This is a genomic window from Daejeonella sp. (assembly GCF_036405355.1).
Classification (GTDB): domain Bacteria; phylum Bacteroidota; class Bacteroidia; order Sphingobacteriales; family Sphingobacteriaceae; genus Daejeonella.
Map to the genome: position 1 here is coordinate 73,273 of NZ_DASWXT010000005.1, position 18,348 is coordinate 91,620.

The window sequence follows — 18,348 nt, forward strand, 5'->3', positions numbered from 1 at the left end:
ACTGGAATCAGGATTTCAATTTCTTCAAAATTCGCTTCCCGCGACTTTGAACCGCGGCTGAGCCATCCTTTAGCAGGAACTGAACCTGAGAACGGAGTTCATCAGTGATCCAGGCCTGTTCTTTACAAAACTGAAGTAAAATATCCATGCAATTAACTTTTACAGCGACCGGTGTTTGCGGATCGATAAGCCAATCAAAAGTAACTTCTATGATCTGCTCCTGATATTCACTTATCAGAGGTTTGATTTCTGTCAAAGACCCCAAATCAGTGAGATACATCATGATTTTAGTAAAATGTCGCTGACAACTTCGATTCGTCTGAATGAGATATCCTGATATAAAATCAGATATAAACGGAGAAAGGTCATCCCTCCTGTAATAAAGAAACTGCTCCAATACCCAGGATGCCCTGAAGGCGATTTCATTCTGAGGACATAAACTTAAACTAATAAGATCACCGGGCATACAGCCTTTGTCAAGGGCAATCTTAACGGCCTCGGCTTTGCTAAGGGTTTTGGAAAGCCGGTTGAATAATTTATCCCTGTCCATGTATAAAAAATTGAGAATTAGTCTTTTTCACAGACATCCATTCGTTCATGTTAAAATTCAGCATTAAATCCGTACCTTTGCAGTTTATTTTAAATACATGATTACAGTATCTAATCTTTCACTTCGTTACGGAAAACGAACTCTTTTTGAAGAAGTAAATTTAAAGTTTACCCCCGGAAATTGTTATGGTATAATAGGTGCCAATGGCGCCGGAAAATCAACTTTTCTGAAAATTCTTTCTAAAGAGATCGATCCAAGCAGTGGTTCAGTTTCTTTTACCCCGGGTGAAAGAATGGCTGTTCTAACACAGAATCACTACGCTTTTGATGAGTTTCCTGTCATTGAGACTGTTATGATGGGTCATAAAGAGCTGTACAGTATCATGAAAGAGAAGGATGCGCTGTATGCTAAAGAGGATTTTACTGAGGCAGATGGCGAACGGGCAGGTGAACTTGAGAATATCTTTGCCGAGATGGATGGATGGAATGCAGAGAATAATGCTGCAACCATGCTGAGCAATCTGGGTATCAAAGAAGAATTCCATTATAATTTATTGAAAGACCTCGATGGTAACCAAAAGGTACGGGTGCTTCTTGCCCAGGCATTATTTGGAAAACCGGATATCCTCTTACTGGATGAGCCTACCAACGACCTTGACATACAAACCATTGCATGGCTCGAAGATTTCCTTGCGTCTTATGAGGGAATTATTCTGGTTGTATCTCACGACAGGCACTTTTTAGATACAGTTTGTACCCATGTAGTCGACATTGATTTCAGCAAAATGAATATCTATACAGGTAATTATTCCTTCTGGTATGAATCAAGTCAGTTAGCCTTAAAACAACGTTCTGATCAGAATAAAAAGACTGAGGAACGGGTAAAGGAACTTCAGGAATTTATCCGTCGTTTCAGTGCCAATGCATCAAAATCCAAGCAGGCTACAAGTCGCAAGAAAGCACTGGATAAAATCAATATTGATGAGATCAAACCATCAAACCGTAAATACCCGGCAATTCTGTTCAATCATCAGGGACGTGAAGCAGGTGATCAGATCCTTCAGATTGAAAATCTGAAAAAGGAATTGAATGGCGAAGTTTTGTTCTCAGGCATCAACCTGATGGTTAACAAGGGTGATAAAATAGCAGTACTATCTGAGAATAGCCTGGCAACTACTGCATTTTATGATGTTTTAACAGGAAGAGACAAGGATTATAAGGGTTCATTTAAATGGGGTGTTACCATTAATATTGCCGACATTCCAAATGACAACTCTGCATATTTTAAAGGCAAGGATACTAACCTGGTCGACTGGCTGCGTGAATATTCTGAAGCCGACAAGGATGAACAATTTATCAGAGGTTTTTTAGGCAGAATGCTATTTTCAGGTGAGGAGGTTTTAAAACAATCTTCTGTTCTTTCAGGTGGAGAGAAAATGCGTTGTATGTTTTCGAGAATGATGCTGCAACAGGCAAATCTTTTGTTATTCGATGAGCCAACAAATCACCTGGATCTGGAATCAATTACTGCTCTTAACAATGGAATGAAGGACTTTAAAGGGGTAATCTTATTCACTTCACGAGATCATGAGCTTACAGAAACTGTTGCGAACCGTATCATTGAGTTAACACCAGGGGGAATAATTGATAAATTGATGACCTATGATGAATACATTAACAGTGATGTTGTTAAACAACAACGTGAAGAGTTGTATTCTTTAGTATAAAATTAAAAAAGAGAATAAAAAAAAGCCGGCGATTTCTAATTCGCCGGCTTTTTTTGTTTTAATACAATCGGGCCCGTTTCCTTAATTCAGCAATAGGCATAGTCAGCATCCGACCCACAGGTTCCTTACCCCTGTAAGTAATTACTTTCAATTGTTTAGCGTCGATCGGCGCGGTCAGGGTAGTCATGTATTTTGGGTAAAACCTATCAGGGAATGAATTATCAAATGAATAATAGATATCCAGTCCTTCAATTTCAGTACTCAAATCAATCGTCAGTTTGTTATCAGCTGTTTTACCAGCCTTAAATATAGGATCATAGACCGCAGGGGAATACTTGGTTTCGGAGATATCAAGACGGCCAAAATGTTGCTCAACCCTGTTAAAGAATTCCGGCCAGTTTTTTTGCTGATTTGGTGACCATACTGATTCTGCAATTGCAAAGCCTCTTGGCCAGGTCATATATTCTGCCTGCCGGATATTGTAAACCTGCTCGGTCCATAAATTAGCCTGCCCTCCTTTGATAAATTGCGGATCAACTCCTGCAGGAACAGGCTCAAATTCATAGGATTTACTCAGACGTAATGAAGCATAAACCCTGGGCTCAGATATTTCATCAGACTGCATATAGTCAAGATAAGCATAGGTTGTAGGGCTCATCACCACCTGATGCTGATTCTGTGCTGCTTCTATCCCATACTTCATTCCACGCCAGCTCATTACTGCAGTAGACGGACTTACACCTCCCTCCAGCACCTCATCCCATGCCATCATTTTCTTACCTTTCGATTCGACGATTTGTTCAACCCTTCTCGTAAAATATCCCTGAACCTGTTTAATATCTTTAATACCTTCGCGAGCCATCAGAGCCTTGATCTGATCATTCTTTTGCCAGAAATTTATTGGTGCTTCATCACCTCCAAGGTGTATATACTCAAAGGGAAATAGTTCTGCCAGTTGTGTAATAACAGTATCCATAAAGCTGTAAACCAATTCATTGGCAGGGCAAAGCGTATTATCCAATAAAGCTATTGGCGGTGCACCTCTCGACCAATCCATGATCTTCTCGCCAGATCTTACTTTATATTTTATCGCTTCCGGAGTACATGATAATTCAGGATATGAGGCAATTGCTGCAAGACTATGACCCGGAACATCCACTTCAGGTAAAATATTTACAAAACGATCCTTTGCAAACTGCACCAGCTCCCTTATATCTTCCTGTGTATAAAAACCGCCGTAATCACGGGGTTCATCCGCTTTTGGCGGAATAAAATCTCCAAACTCCCCTACTCTTTTGACATTCCAGGCTCCGACTTCCGTAAGCTTTGGAAAACCCTTAATTTCAATTCTCCAGCCTTCGTCATCTGTAAGATGAAGATGCAGCACATTATACTTGTACCGGGCCATTGCCATTATATATTGCTTCACCTCCTCCTTTGTGAAAAAATGTCTGGCAACATCGAACATTAAACCTCTCCATCCAAGCTTTGGATAATCAGTAATTTCAACCGAAGGAATCACCCAATGGACATCCTTCACAAATGTTTTACTTTCAATTTCCTTTGGCAGAAGTTGCAATAATGTTTGTACCCCATAAAATAAACCCGCAGGCTGATTTGCTCTGATAATTACATGCGAAGAGGTCACTGAAAGATGATAACCTTCAGATCCAAGTTTAGTATCAACAACCGGATTGATTAATAATTTAACCTGGGCACTTTCCTGACTAGCAGCTACAGCTATGTGAAAACCAGTAGGCACTGTCAAGCGCTCCTTTATGAACGCAAGGGTTTGTGCTAATTCAGGAACCGGGCTTGAATAGAAAACTATATTCCTGGGCAGGTTAAAATGACCCGTTCCCTTATGCATTTCGACCGGTTTTGGAATTATTGAAATTTCCGGATTAACAGCCTGGCTGAATGTCTTAACTGAAATGAAAAAACAAAATAAAAATTGAATACAAAACTTCATTAGAATATACTTTTTTTAAAACTGAATAAGTGTTAAAAAACCTTATCCACATCTCTGTTAGCCAATTATTTCTAATTAATTGATCTCACTGGCAATTTATATAAATAATCCTGAACCCGATAAAATGATTCTATTCCCAAATTCATTTTAATTGAAATCTAGCCACATAAAACAAAAAAGGCCGCACCCTTGTCAGGAAGCGGCCTTCAAAGGCAGATGTAAAAGATTATTCTATCGGATGGTAACAGCCTTTACAAATTGTCCGTTAGCGTCAAAATGAACCGCATATTTGGTTAGGTTGGCATCAATAAGAACCAGGTAGCCTTTCACTGCACCATTTACTTTCAGTTCGAAAGCTTTTTTGAATACATAATTAGGATAGGTAGTACTTAGGTATGATGTTGTATTTGAAGGCAATGCTGTTGCCTCTATTGATCTTCCCTTAGCATGTCCTGCAGGCAATTGAATGCGTTTTATAAATGCATTTGCTGTTGAAAATGAAGTTGCATAAAAATCAACGTTTTTACTGATCAAAACTATACTTTGATCCTTATTTACAAAGGCATGAACTAGGGTATCAGTAGGGTAAGTTGAAGACATATAGGTCTTAATTGCTGTTGGGATAGCACTAATGGCAAGGGTATCACGCTGCTTACCATCTCTGTTATCAAAACAACCACCTGCATGCCAGCCACCTCTGGCTTTCATGTTTCGTCCTTCGCGTATTTCAAGCACTTTTACAAAGTTCCCGCTAGCATCAAATTTTATTGCTACAGGTTTATCATTAAATTGAACAAGGACTACATAACTTTCTAAGGCAGATGTAGATTGATTTGCAATTTGGTAAGCTTTCAGAAAGGTATTACCTGCATAATTTGCACTTAAATAAGTTGTAATTGATGCCGGAAGTGAGCTTTGCTCAACAGGAGTTTTTTTATTTCCTTTTTTACATGCCTCCATCGCATACAAGGAATCAGTAGTGCTTCCCGAACCTTTAATTGCAGCAGTACTGCTAATGGTTATAGCTTCGAGTTTTGCAAACTGAAGGTCTTCATCAAGTGAAAGGGCATTGTCTTTTTTGCATGAGCTAAGACTCAAAATAGCCATACTAACTACCAGTATAGCACTTTTAATGTGTGTGTATCTTTTCATATCTGTGTTTTTTTTATGTAAACCTAGAGACACAAAATGAAGAACAGATGATTTTTGAATTTTATAAAAAAAAAAGAAATTACTGCCAGAGCTTCCCTGAACCGGAATAAAATTTAACTAATCCTGAATGGTCAGATCATTTAAAATAAAAAAAGGGCATTGCTAATAGCAATGCCCTTCCAATAATATATATTTTGAATTAGTGTCCTGAGTGTCCGTCTGCACCATGAGCATGACCATGTGCAAGCTCTTCATCAGTGGCAGCGCGAACAGAAATGATCTTACCGATAAAATGAAGATCCTGACCAGCCATTGGGTGGTTCAGATCTACAATTACAGCTGATTCGGTCACTTCATTTACTTTTGCTCTGAACTGATTACCTTCGTTATCCTGTAATGGCAGAATTGATCCGATTTCAGGCAGTTCGATATCTCCAAACATATCCAAAGGGAGCTCAGTGATTGCATTTTCATCTTTTAAACCGTAAGCATCTTCAGCAACAAGATGAAAATCATACAGGTCGCCAATATTCAAACCTGCCAGATTTTCTTCGAACTTTGGAAGCATCATTCCTACTCCGTATAAAAATACCAATGGGTTTTGCTCATCAGCTTTTTCTACAAATACTTCCTGCTCATTTTCTTTTGTGTAAAGATCATAGGTTAGCGCCACAACGCTGTTTGATTGAATTGTCATTTTAATAGTTTTAAGTAGTAACAGGTTTGGGATTCTTAATCCTGTCCCCCCGGCCTTGTATTTGGGTTATCGATTTGTTTAATTGCTTCAACTGTCTCTGTTACAGGCAAGAGACAAGTTTTATTCCGGCATACATAAATTTTTGTTTCTGTTTTCAGCCTGTCCGCCAGCAAAGGTAATGTTCCTGAAGTTCCTCCCAAAAGTATTTTGTTCGGAATGTAATATTTTTCAATTTCCTTACGCTTTTCCTCTGCCTCAGTTCCGGTAATTGCTATCTCATATATTCCAAAAACATTATTTAATAATAGAATAGCCCAGTTCGAATAGGCCGAACCATATGATTTGATATGAGGATGAACATTTCGCAACATACTTAAAGAAATTTCCAGATAGTTCTGCTGGTCAAAGAGATGACCAAGTTTATACAGGTTATTGCCCATTACAGAATTGGAAGAAGGAATCACATTATCCATGATTTCCTGCTTTCTTGCAATCAATTGTTCACCTGTGTTCGGTGTATAAAAGAACATACCACTTTCGGCATCATAAAATTCTGAAATAGTATAATCTGCCAATTGTTTTGCTTTAAACAGATAGCCTTCGTCAAAGCTGGCTTCATACAAGCCCATTAAACCATCTATCACAAAGGCATAATCGTCCAAAAATGCCCCCGACCATTCATCCCGGGAATTATCAGAAGGATATACTCTCCTGATTTCATTTCCAGACATAAGTTTATTCTGAATAAATGCAGCACTCAATTTTGCTTTTTCAAGAAATGCAGGCTCTCCAAAAACACGGTAGGCATCAGTATAAGCTTTCAACATCATACCGTTCCAGGAGGCCAGAATCTTGTTATCAAGTCCAGGACGAATACGCCCTGCCCTTGAAGCAAGCAATATTTTCTTTGCTTCTGAGATTTTATCAGTCAGTTCTTTTTCACTTATTCCTAGCTGGGATGCCAGTTCAGAATCTTCCAAATTCCTCATCAGGATATTTGTCCTTTCCTCCTCCCAGTTGCCATCATCCCTAATCTGATAATAAATACAAAACAGGTCTTCATCTTTATTTAAAATAGCCCTTATCTCATCCTTAGTAAATGTGTAAAACTTACCTTCAACACCTTCACTATCTGCATCCAGGGCTGAATAAAACCCATTTTCAACTGAAGTTAATTCCCTCTCTACAAAATTCAGACTTTCATAAACTATATCCCTGTAAATCGGATCAGGGGTGTATTGATATGCTTCAGAATAAAGTGAAATTAACTGAGCATTATCATAGAGCATTTTTTCAAAATGTGGCACATGCCATTTTCCGTCGACAGAATATCTGGCAAATCCTCCGCCTACCTGATCATAAATTCCCCCAAATGCCATTTTTTGGAGAGTAATCCTTACTGCAGCATGAGCGGCGTCATCATTCATTAAATGGGCATACCTCAGCATAAATTGCCAGTTGTTAGGCAATGGGAACTTCGGGGCCCGGTTATATCCTCCATCAATCAAATCAAAAGTCCGCTTCCAGGGGATAAAAACATTCTCCAAATCCTTTCTGGTAAAAGCAATTTCCTCCTTAACCGGAACAAGTTGTTCTGTCTGATTTACACCTTCCGTCAGCCTGACTGCATAGCCTACAGCCTCATCAGGCTTTTCTCTCCAAAAATCGGCGAGATTCTGCAATAAACTTTTCCAGTCATTTTTCCTGAAATAGGTACCGCCGTATATTGGTCTTTGGTCTGGAAGACAGAAACAATTAAGAGGCCACCCACCACTTCCTGTCATTAACTGAACTGCGCTCATATAAATCTGATCAATATCGGGGCGCACCTCACGATCGATCTTAATACATACAAAATGCCTGTTCATGATTTCGGCAACCTCTGCATCTTCAAAGCTTTCATGTTCCATAACATGACACCAATGACATGCCGAATAACCTATACTTACCAGGATCAGTTTGTTCTCCGTCCTCGCTTTTGCCAGGGCTTCATCACCCCATGGATACCAATCGACAGGATTTTCTGCATGCTGCAGTAAATATGGAGAGCTCTGGTTCTTTAATCTGTTAGACATAATCTGATATAATTATGTAAAAATAAGAAAGGCATGATCAATTGAGGATGTCTATAAAATTTAATGACCCCTTCGTGTTGAAACTCCGATTTAGGCTTACAAAACATCAGATTTATTCATCTGCTCTCGGATTTTGAAGAAATATCACCCAGTTTAAATAGAAAGCTTTAAATTTCGCAATGAAAATAACTCATACAGATATCTACAGATTTAGTATCCCCATGGAGCCTTTTACAATCGCAACCGGCACTATGGATTTTGCACAAAATGTTTTTATAAGGATTCATACAGACAGTGATCATTATGGGGTTGGAGAGTGCTCTGCATTTCCGATGATCGTTGGAGAAACACAGGAAACCTGTCTGGCAATGGCCAAAGATTTTGCAGGAATGCTCAAGGGAAAAGACCCTCTTGCAATAGCAGCACGATTGCAGGACCTTCACAATTTCACTGCTCATAACTCAACTATTAAAAGTGCTTTTGATATGGCGCTTTATGATATTGCCTCTAAAAACGAAGGTAAGCCGCTCTACAGATATTTGGGTGGAGAAAAACGAGTGATTGAAACCGATATGACCATAGGCATTGCTGAGCCTGAGGAGATGGCTGAAACTGCATTGAAATACCAAAAGCAGGGTGCCCGGATTCTGAAAATAAAATTAGGTAAAGACCCGGATCTGGATCTGCACCGAATCAGAGAAATAAGAGAAAAGGTTGGTGAGCAGATAGTTTTAAGAATTGATGCAAATCAGGGATGGGCCTTTGATGATGCAGTAAGGTGTTTAAATGGTATGCAGGATCTTAATATCGAATTTTGTGAACAACCAATGCGCACCTGGTATGACGACAAACTTCCTGAATTAAAAAAACAGACAAATATAAAAATCATGGCAGATGAGAGCTGCTATAATCATCATGATGCAAGGAAACTTATTAATTCAGAATCCTGTGATTATATCAATATTAAATTCGCCAAGTCGGGAGGTATTCATGAAGGACTGAAAATTCATCAAATAGCGAATGAATCAGGCATTCCTTGTATGATTGGAAGTATGCTTGAAAGCCGAATTGCCCTGAGTGCAAACTTACATTTTGCCTATGCCTGCCCTGGTATTAAATATTTCGATCTGGATACCTGCCTGCTTGGTCATCTGGTAGATCCGGTAAACGGAGGGCTCAGCTATGATGGATTTTTCCTTGACATTCCTGAAACCCCTGGTGTTGGAGCAGATGCTGACGAAGAATTTCTCAAATCCTGCGAAAAGTGGAGTATTTAATTAAACTGAATCGATATAAGGAAGGGTAAAATAATACAGTTATCATTATCTAAATAAGGCGTTTGAGCCTAAAAAATTTGATTTTGGAATGCAATAACTGTGTATTATAGGCAGGTTCAGCCCTTTCCTACGGAGTAGTCCCGGCAAGATTTTATATCGGACTCACTTTAAATAACAAAGGCCTGAAAATTCAGGCCTTTGTTAGTAAGCAATTTATCTTTTCATTATTTACTGAGTTCAGCAAAGTACTTATGAAATAGCGGAATTGTCTCAATTCCCTTGTAGAAGTTAGCAATATCAAATTTCTCATTTGGAGAATGAAGATTATCACTATCCAAACCGAAACCCATTAAAACCGTTTTAATACCCAGCTCCTTCTCGAATAATGCTACAATTGGAATACTTCCTCCGCCTCTGGTTGGGATCGGTTCCTTACCAAATGACTCCAGAATTGCTTTTTGTGCTGCCTTGTAAGCTATACTATCAGTTGGGGTTACCACGGGTTCACCTCCGTGATGCGGAGTAACTTTAACTTTTACACTTTTTGGGGCAATACTTTCGAAATGATCTTTAAAAAGCTTAGTGATTTTATCAGATTGCTGGTTTGGCACAAGGCGCATAGAAATCTTTGCAAATGCTTTTGATGGAAGAACAGTTTTGGCTCCTTCGCCGATATAACCGCCCCATATTCCATTAACTTCCAAAGTTGGGCGGGTACCTGTTCGTTCAAGAGTGGTATAGCCTTTTTCCCCCCACAACTCATCCACTTTTAAATCAATTTTATATTCCGACTCATTATAAGGTGCTTTGTTGAGCATTTCCCTTTCTTCTTTACTTAACTCCAGCACATCATCATAGAAACCAGGAATCGTAATATGATTATTTTCGTCGTGCATTGAAGCAATCAACTTAGCCAGTATTGTAGCCGGATTTGCAACTGCACCACCATAAACACCTGAATGTAAGTCACGGTCTGGCCCGGTAACCTCAACTTCCACATAGGATAATCCACGTAAACCAGTCTCCAACGAGGGGTGTTCCAGACTTATCATCGAGGTATCTGATATCAATACCACATCTGCCTTTAAACGCTCTTTATTCTGATTAACAAAAATACCAAGATTGCTTGAACCAACTTCTTCCTCTCCTTCGATCATAAATTTAATATTACATGGAAGTGAATTGGTGCTCATCATTAGCTCAAAAGCCTTCACATGCATATAAAATTGTCCCTTATCGTCGCATGAGCCACGTGCGTAGATCTTTTCATCCCGAATTGTCGGTTCAAAGGGAGGAGTATGCCATAAGTCAAGTGGATCAGGGGGCTGAACATCATAATGTCCATACACCAAAACCGTAGGAAGCGAACTATCGATAATTTTTTCGCCATATACTATCGGATAACCGGCAGTTGCACAAATCTCAACTGTATCGGCACCAGCAGATTTTAACTTATCAGCAACGTATTCCGCAGTTTTAAGCATATCAGCTTTAAACTTTGGATCTGCACTGACTGATGGAAATCTCAATAACTCGAATAACTCATCCAGAAAGCGCTGTTTATTTTCGCTCACATATCGTCTAATATCTTGCATATAATTGGTTTTTATGCAAAGATATGAATCTATGCTTAGTCATGAATCATTGTTTTAAAATTCAGTTTGGCCAGTATTTAAACCTTGCTTATCTCCAAATTTTATTTTGCTGAATCTACCTAAGAACAGAAGTATAATTGATCCCTCTAAATCAATCCCAACTTGCAAGGCGTTTGTCGTTGCTGTCATTTAATCCGCTGAACTTTTCAGAAGCAGCATTTTGCTCAGTTCTTACACTCTCTTTTTTAGAGTTTGTATTGCTCCCAATAACTGTAAAACCTAATGATATAAAACCTGCTACAGATAGTGTTATGATAATTTTTTTCATGGTAGTTTATTTTAATCCCTGATATTCATCAGGGAGGATAATTAATTTTTGTGAAATAACGTTCTCAACAATCTGATAAACAATGTGTTAGTCAGCATGTATTTAATTTATTTGTTCTTTCTTGACCTAATAGGTTTAGTGGATGTTGTATCAACAGTACTGGTAACTCTAAGGGTTGTTGTTTCAGTTGAAGCGTCAGGTTGTATAATATCCCAATCACCACAACCACGGCATAAAATACCTTTATCTGCTTTAATCAAGGTTTTTTCAGCTGGTGCTATTTGTGCATCTTTTTCACAAGCAGTAAATAATGCTGTCCCTAAGACAGCTGCTGTTAATAATAATCTTTTCATGAGTTTAGGGTTAATTTTAGTAATAAGTTATTTTAATTTTCTGTTTATAAATTTCGATATGATTGTCAAATAAAAATTAAACGCTGCCCGCAATTGTTTATTTTTTTTTAAACTTACAGCTAAATATGGCAATGAAAACTTTGAACTTAATATTAATAGTAATAAGCTTTTTCACTTATACTCAAAGTATTCAAAATAGTTCCGCAAATATTAAAAAGATTTCTGACACTACTAAAGTTATTCAACTTAACACTCAAGCATTTAGATCACGTCTGATTAATCCGGACATCACAATTTCAGAAGCTAATAAAGCACTTAAATTAGCATTAAAAATCAATTATATTAATGGAATTGCAGAATCTTATCGCGTAATCGGAGTCGGAAATAGTTATAAAAACTCGATTGACGCAGCAATTGAAAACTACCTGAATGCCCTAAGCTATTTTAAAAGAAACAAAAATCTTGAAGGGGAAGCAAAAGTTTATAATAACATTGGAAATCTTTATCGTGACATTGACTACAACAAATCATTAGAAAATTTTGAAAAATCACTAAAAATTGCGACGAAACTGAATATTAAAGATTTAGTTGCAGGTCTTAACTTAAATATTGGAACAGCTTATCAACAGAGAAAAAATTATTCAAAAGCATTAACCTATTACCGGGAAAGCCTTTCCATGTTTGAAAGTCTGGAAAATAAAATAGGGATTATTCAAAGTCATCAAAATTTAGGAGTACTTTATTTAAATCTAAGAGACTTCAGAAGTGCAGAAGACCATCTCATTGAAGCATTGAAGAAATCAAAAGAAGAAAAATTAAATAACTCAATTGCAGCAATAAACTTAACGCTAAGTTCTGTTCACATTGCACAAAGCGAGTTTGAAGAAGCCGAAAAAACCATAGAAGAAGGATTAAAGTATGCCGAGCTATTGGACGATTCTAAACTTGTCCGCAATTATACACTGACCTCATTTGAGCTTGAAAGTAAACGTAAAAACTATTTTAAAGCCTTAACTTATTTACGAAAAGCTTACAGGGAAGATAGTGCCAAATTCGTGAATAATATTTCCGACAAAATCAGTCTTCTGGAATCACAGCATATTCAACTTGAAAAACAGAAGGAAAATGAACTGACTATCGCAAAACAGAAGAACACCCAGTTGTTTCTTTGGGCAAGTATTGCAATCGCGATTATGGCATTTTTTGTCATTTTCTTATTAATAAAAATCGTGCGTAAGTCTGCAGAGAATAACAGAGAATTAAGCCGTTTGAATCTAGAAATTTCGAAACAGAAAGATGATTTGGATATGATCAATCAGAACCTCGAAGAAATAATTGAAGACCGGACCAGGGACATTAAAATCAAAAATAAAAAATTGTCAGAATATTCATCCCACTTGTCTCATCAGATCAGAAGTCCTGTGGCAACCCTGAAAGGTCTTATGCTTTTAGAAAAGGATGATTTAATAGAAAAGAATGAACTGGTTGAGCAAATTGGCAAATGTATTTATGATCTTGATGATAAGATTATGAATATCAATGAAAACCTCAATAACCCTAATAAGTCAAGTTTGATCGGTGAGGATTAATCCTTAATTTTCATCTTCCGTATTTAACAATTAGCCAGCACCTTCAATTGCTTATTTAAGTATAAGTATTCAAACCCGGGCCTTAATCTCAAATCTCTTTCTTAATTTAGCAGGCAAAAAACAGGAGTAAATTTTGAATTATTTAGACGGACTAAATCCTTCTCAGCGGGCGGCAGTTGAACAGATAGAAGGACCAGTGATGATTGTTGCCGGTGCGGGATCCGGGAAAACACGGGTAATTACATATCGTGTAGCTCACCTCATCAGAAAGGGAGTTGACCCATTCAACATTCTGGTGTTGACGTTCACAAACAAGGCTGCAAAAGAAATGCGGGAACGTATCATGAAAGTGGTCGGTGCTGAAGCAAAAAATATCTGGATGGGAACTTTTCACTCGGTTTTTGCAAAACTCCTCCGTGTTGAAGCTACTAAAATTGGTTATCCTTCCAATTTCACAATTTACGATACCGATGATAGCAAGAGCCTTATCCGAACTATCCTCAAGGAAAAACAATTAGATGATAAATTATATAATGCCAATTTCGTCTATAATCGGATATCATCCTCAAAAAACAATCTTATTTCTCCGGCTGAATATCTGCAAAACGAGCATATTCAGGCTGAGGACTTTTCAACCGGACGCGGGAATTTAGGTGAGATCTATCAAATATATGCTCAGCGATGTTTTAAAGCAGGTGCAATGGACTTTGATGATCTGCTATTTAAGACAAATGTGCTGCTGCGTGAGCATCCTGAAGTACTTTATAAATACCAGAATAAATTTAAATATTTAATGGTTGATGAGTACCAGGACACCAATTACTCTCAATACCTGATCGTTAAAAAACTTGCAGCAAACAATGAAAATATCTGTGTTGTAGGAGATGATGCCCAGAGTATTTATGCATTTCGGGGAGCAAATATTCAAAATATCCTAAATTTTGAAAAAGATTATCCTGACCTGAAAGTTTTTAAACTTGAACAGAACTACCGCTCTACACAAAACATTGTCAGTGTTGCAAACAGTATTATTGCTAATAATAAAAATCAACTCAAGAAATCAGTCTTCTCAGAAAATGAAGAAGGAGATAAAATCAAGGTTTCAAGGGCTTTCAGCGACAATGAAGAGGGTAAAATTGTTGCTGAAGCCATTGTACAGGAGCAGGCCCAAAAAGGATCAAAATATCATGATTTCGCTATTCTGTATCGTACAAACGCTCAATCAAGGGCGATGGAGGAAGCTCTCAGAAAGCTAAATGTTCCTTATAAAATTTATGGAGGCCTCTCATTCTATCAGCGTAAAGAGATAAAAGATCTTATCGCTTACTTCAGGCTTACCTTCAATCCCAATGATGAAGAGGCCCTGAAGAGGGTGATCAATTATCCCCGCCGCGGGATTGGAGACACCACGATTGAACGAATCATGATTGCAGCTGATCAGCATAATCTGACAATGTGGGAAGTTATTTGCGATGCCCCTAACTATCTGGATTCAAGAAGTTCGGCATCCGTAGCAAATTTTGCTTCCCTTATTCAAAGTTTTCAGGTGATGACAAAAACGCATTCGGCCTATGATACGGCCTTGCATATTGCTCAACACTCCACCCTGCTTAAAGATCTTTATTCGGATAAATCTGTTGAAGGCTTAAGCAGATATGAAAATATTCAGGAACTGCTGAACGGAATAAAAGAATTTAGTGAACGTGAAGATATTGAAGAAAAAGGTCTGGATATATTTATGCAGGATATTGCCTTGCTCACCAATGATGATAATGACAAGAACCCTGATGCTGATACCGTATCGTTAATGACCATCCATTCTGCAAAAGGACTCGAGTTCGACAATGTCTTTGTAGTTGGCTTAGAAGAGAACCTATTCCCTTCTCAGATGTCATTGAGCTCACGTACCGATCTGGAAGAGGAGCGCAGACTTTTTTATGTTGCCATAACCAGGGCTGGAAAAAAACTAACGCTCTCCTATGCAACATCACGCTATCGTTGGGGAACATTGACCAGCTGTGAACCCAGCAGGTTTATTGAGGAGATTGATGCACGATATCTTGAACTCGACTTTAAACCCCAGACTAAAATTACCGGAAATTCACTTTTTGATGATGAAAGGTCAGCATGGCAACAAAAAGAGACTTTCAGCAAACCAAAACCATCATCCATCCCAAAGACAAACTCCATACTTCCTAAAGCACATGTGCCCAGTGAAGGATTCGCTCCATCGGATACTTCAGGTCTACAGATGGGTATGGAAGTGGAACATGAACGCTTCGGTTTTGGTAAAGTAATACACTTGGAAGGCAATAAACCCGACATCAAAGCGACTATATTTTTTAAAGATTTAGGACAGAAGCAATTATTGCTAAAATTTGCTAAATTGAAAATTATAAAATAAAATCAAAAACGCGATTTAGAGCTTAAAAACCGCATATTTAGCTCCGCGCCAACAGCTAATTACAATGACATTTGATTATAATACCACCAGGAAAAAGTTAATTCTTGCCGAATATGGACGTAATGTCCAGAATATGGTTAAATATATTGTTGATCTTCCAACTAAAGATGAGCGTAATCGTTATGCTCAGGTAGTGATAGATCTTATGGGTTTTTTAAATCCTCACTTACGTGATGTTGCTGATTTCAAACATAAATTATGGGATCATTTGCACATTATTTCCGATTTTAAAATCGACGTGGATTCTCCTTATCCAAAACCATCTGAAGATGCCATACGTTTTAAACCGGCTCCTCTTTCTTATCCTCAACAAAGGATAAAGTATAAGCACTACGGAAAAACTGTTGAGCTTATGATAAGCCGGGCTAAGAATATTGAAGATCCTGAACGTAAACAGGCTATGGTTCAATCAATTGCCAATTTTATGAAAATGGCATACGTTACCTGGAATAAGGATAGTGTTGCTGATGAAACCATTATCAAAGATCTACGTGAAATGTCAAATGGCGCTTTGCAGTTAGAAGAAAATGTCAACCTGCAGCGTGTAGAAGTGAGACAAGCACCAAGTGCCGGCAGACAAAGAAATACGAACCAGAATAAAGGCAGACAGAACAGCAGCAATAGAAACAATTCAGGTTCCAACCGCCAAAGGAGTAATAACCCCGGTGGGAAAAGATATTAATCCTTTTAAGAAATATTCTGGTTCTAATTCATTGGATCCATTTTTCCTGTATGTTAAATCAGAACAACCAGAGTAAGTTAATTGGAGAACATTCCCCTCTTTAAAAAAAAATTAACCAATTCAATAACATTTTAATTGAGCAAGGAAAGCTGGTTTTTGTAAATTAGTTTTTTCGCTATATATTAAAACATTAAAACCCTTTACCGAAAAGATGAATGCATTTGAAATTGTTGGTGGTAAACCTTTAAAAGGAGAAATTATACCTCAGGGAGCTAAAAATGAAGCATTGCAAATCATTTCTGCTGTTCTCCTGACCGAAGAGAAAATTACAATCAGCAATATTCCGGATATAAAAGATGTTAATAAGCTCATCGAATTAGTTTCTGATCTGGGAGTAAAAGTTGAACGAATAAATCAGGACACTTATACCTTCGAAGCATCAAATATCAATCTTGACTTTTTTCAATCGGAGGCATTCAGGGCAAAGGGTGGTAGTTTAAGGGGTTCGATTATGATTGTTGGCCCCTTATTGGCACGATTTGGAAAGGCAGCTATTCCAAAACCGGGTGGCGACAAAATTGGCAGAAGACGCCTTGACACACACTTTCTTGGATTTGAAAAGCTGGGTGCGAAATTCATTTACGACAAAAAAACAAACTTCTTTAATGTTGATGCCAGCAATCTGAAAGGTGCCTATATCTTACTTGATGAGGCATCTGTTACAGGAACTGCCAATGTGGTTATGGCTGCTGTACTTGCAAAAGGTGAAACAACAATTTACAATGCAGCCTGTGAGCCATATCTTCAGCAATTATGCAAAATGCTCAACCGGATGGGCGCTAAAATTACCGGCATTGGCTCTAACCTACTGAAAATTGAAGGTGTCAAAAAACTTGGAGGGACTGAACACCGGCTCTTACCGGACATGATTGAAATCGGATCTTTCATCGGGTTAGCGGCTATGACAGAATCCGAAATCACAATCAAAAATGTCCATTTTGAAGAACTGGGCATGATTCCTGAAGTATTCAGAAAACTGGGTATTAAATTTGAATTGAGAGGTGATGATATTTTCATCCCATCCCAGAAACATTACGAAGTTGATACTTTTATCGATGGTTCAATTATGACCATAGCAGATGCACCATGGCCAGGATTTACTCCGGATTTGCTTAGTATTATGCTCGTTATAGCAACTCAGGCCAAAGGCAATGTTCTGATTCATCAGAAAATGTTTGAGAGCCGGCTTTTCTTTGTCGATAAACTGATCGACATGGGCGCTCAGATCATTCTATGCGATCCTCACCGCGCAACAGTTATTGGTCTGGATAAAAAAGTGAAACTTCGCGGAATTGAAATGACTTCCCCCGACATCAGAGCAGGTGTTTCATTACTCATTGCAGCTCTTTCTGCACAGGGAACATCCATAATATACAATATCGAACAGATTGAGCGTGGCTACCAGAATATTGATGTACGACTCAGGGCATTGGGAGCTGATATTAAGCGAATTAATGTGACTAATAAAACAGGGCACTAAATAATAATTCAATAAGCTTTTTCAGTCTTAACACCAATAAAGCAGATTTGTATTCTTTATCTGTGTCATTTGCGCAGCATCAATTTTGGATATATTTTATCTCCAAAAGTCCTATTCCTGGTAAAATATCAATTTTAATAATCCATTATAGTACATTATTTCGTATAATGGTTAAAATCGGGCAAAACAGCAGATACCAGCTTAACAAAATCATTCATGAATATTGTCATCATCGGGAATGGTATTACAGGAATTACCTGTGCACGGAATATCAGGAAGCTTGATTCAAGGGCTTCCATTACTGTAATCTCTGCAGAAAGCGAACATTTTTTTTCACGTACTGCCCTG

14 protein-coding genes are annotated in these 18,348 nt (G+C 38.1%); 6 read left to right on the top strand and 8 right to left on the bottom strand.

Annotated elements, in window-relative coordinates; all coding sequences use genetic code 11:
- Nucleotides 1–7: 7 nt before the first annotated feature.
- The gene (locus VGE44_RS00615; protein WP_331075832.1) at nucleotides 8–550 is read right to left on the bottom strand and encodes a hypothetical protein; all 543 of its coding nucleotides are present in this window, start codon (nucleotides 548–550) and stop codon (nucleotides 8–10) included.
- Nucleotides 551–647: 97 nt separating this feature from the next.
- Between VGE44_RS00615 and VGE44_RS00620 the strand changes: the two genes are divergently transcribed.
- The gene (locus VGE44_RS00620; protein ID WP_331075833.1) at nucleotides 648–2,276 is read left to right on the top strand and encodes an ABC-F family ATP-binding cassette domain-containing protein; all 1,629 of its coding nucleotides are present in this window, start codon (nucleotides 648–650) and stop codon (nucleotides 2,274–2,276) included.
- 58 nt (nucleotides 2,277–2,334) lie between these two features.
- On the opposite strand, the gene VGE44_RS00625 is transcribed toward VGE44_RS00620, so the two are convergent.
- The 4 genes from VGE44_RS00625 to VGE44_RS00640 form a co-directional block, all read right to left on the bottom strand.
- Entirely contained in the window at nucleotides 2,335–4,248 is a 1,914-nt protein-coding gene (locus VGE44_RS00625) for a beta-N-acetylhexosaminidase (RefSeq protein WP_331075834.1), read from the bottom strand.
- A 231-nt stretch (nucleotides 4,249–4,479) separates the two neighbouring features.
- On the bottom strand, nucleotides 4,480–5,400 hold the full coding sequence (locus tag VGE44_RS00630) for a PepSY-like domain-containing protein (RefSeq protein WP_331075835.1): 921 nt from the start codon (nucleotides 5,398–5,400) through the stop codon (nucleotides 4,480–4,482).
- Between the two features lie 199 nt (nucleotides 5,401–5,599).
- Entirely contained in the window at nucleotides 5,600–6,097 is a 498-nt protein-coding gene (locus VGE44_RS00635) for a peptidylprolyl isomerase (RefSeq protein ID WP_331075836.1), read from the bottom strand.
- Between the two features lie 35 nt (nucleotides 6,098–6,132).
- Entirely contained in the window at nucleotides 6,133–8,172 is a 2,040-nt protein-coding gene (locus VGE44_RS00640) for a thioredoxin domain-containing protein (protein ID WP_331075837.1), read from the bottom strand.
- Between the two features lie 179 nt (nucleotides 8,173–8,351).
- On the opposite strand from VGE44_RS00640, the gene VGE44_RS00645 reads away from it, so the two are divergent.
- A complete protein-coding gene (locus VGE44_RS00645) occupies nucleotides 8,352–9,449 on the top strand; it encodes a dipeptide epimerase (protein WP_331075838.1) in 1,098 nt (365 codons plus the stop codon).
- A gap of 224 nt (nucleotides 9,450–9,673) precedes the next feature.
- Here VGE44_RS00645 and VGE44_RS00650 read toward each other — a convergent pair whose 3' ends face one another.
- The 3 genes from VGE44_RS00650 to VGE44_RS00660 form a co-directional block, all read right to left on the bottom strand.
- Complete coding sequence (locus VGE44_RS00650; RefSeq protein ID WP_331075839.1) at nucleotides 9,674–11,044, bottom strand: dipeptidase; 1,371 nt, start codon at nucleotides 11,042–11,044, stop codon at nucleotides 9,674–9,676.
- Nucleotides 11,045–11,195: 151 nt separating this feature from the next.
- Nucleotides 11,196–11,372, bottom strand: coding sequence for a hypothetical protein (locus VGE44_RS00655; protein ID WP_331075840.1), 177 nt, complete (start codon nucleotides 11,370–11,372; stop codon nucleotides 11,196–11,198).
- Between the two features lie 107 nt (nucleotides 11,373–11,479).
- The gene (locus VGE44_RS00660) at nucleotides 11,480–11,725 is read right to left on the bottom strand and encodes a hypothetical protein (RefSeq protein ID WP_331075841.1); all 246 of its coding nucleotides are present in this window, start codon (nucleotides 11,723–11,725) and stop codon (nucleotides 11,480–11,482) included.
- A gap of 125 nt (nucleotides 11,726–11,850) precedes the next feature.
- On the opposite strand from VGE44_RS00660, the gene VGE44_RS00665 reads away from it, so the two are divergent.
- The 4 genes from VGE44_RS00665 (at nucleotide 11,851) to murA (ending at nucleotide 18,000) form a co-directional block, all read left to right on the top strand.
- On the top strand, nucleotides 11,851–13,314 hold the full coding sequence (locus VGE44_RS00665; protein WP_331075842.1) for a tetratricopeptide repeat protein: 1,464 nt from the start codon (nucleotides 11,851–11,853) through the stop codon (nucleotides 13,312–13,314).
- Nucleotides 13,315–13,447: 133 nt separating this feature from the next.
- Nucleotides 13,448–15,718: an ATP-dependent helicase gene (locus tag VGE44_RS00670; RefSeq protein ID WP_331075843.1), complete on the top strand. Its 2,271-nt coding sequence runs from the start codon at nucleotides 13,448–13,450 to the stop codon at nucleotides 15,716–15,718.
- Nucleotides 15,719–15,782: 64 nt separating this feature from the next.
- On the top strand, nucleotides 15,783–16,460 hold the full coding sequence (locus VGE44_RS00675; RefSeq protein ID WP_324485682.1) for a DUF4290 domain-containing protein: 678 nt from the start codon (nucleotides 15,783–15,785) through the stop codon (nucleotides 16,458–16,460).
- Nucleotides 16,461–16,671: 211 nt separating this feature from the next.
- Nucleotides 16,672–18,000, top strand: coding sequence for a UDP-N-acetylglucosamine 1-carboxyvinyltransferase (gene murA / locus VGE44_RS00680; RefSeq protein ID WP_331075844.1), 1,329 nt, complete (start codon nucleotides 16,672–16,674; stop codon nucleotides 17,998–18,000).
- The last annotated feature ends 348 nt before the right edge of the window (nucleotides 18,001–18,348 follow it).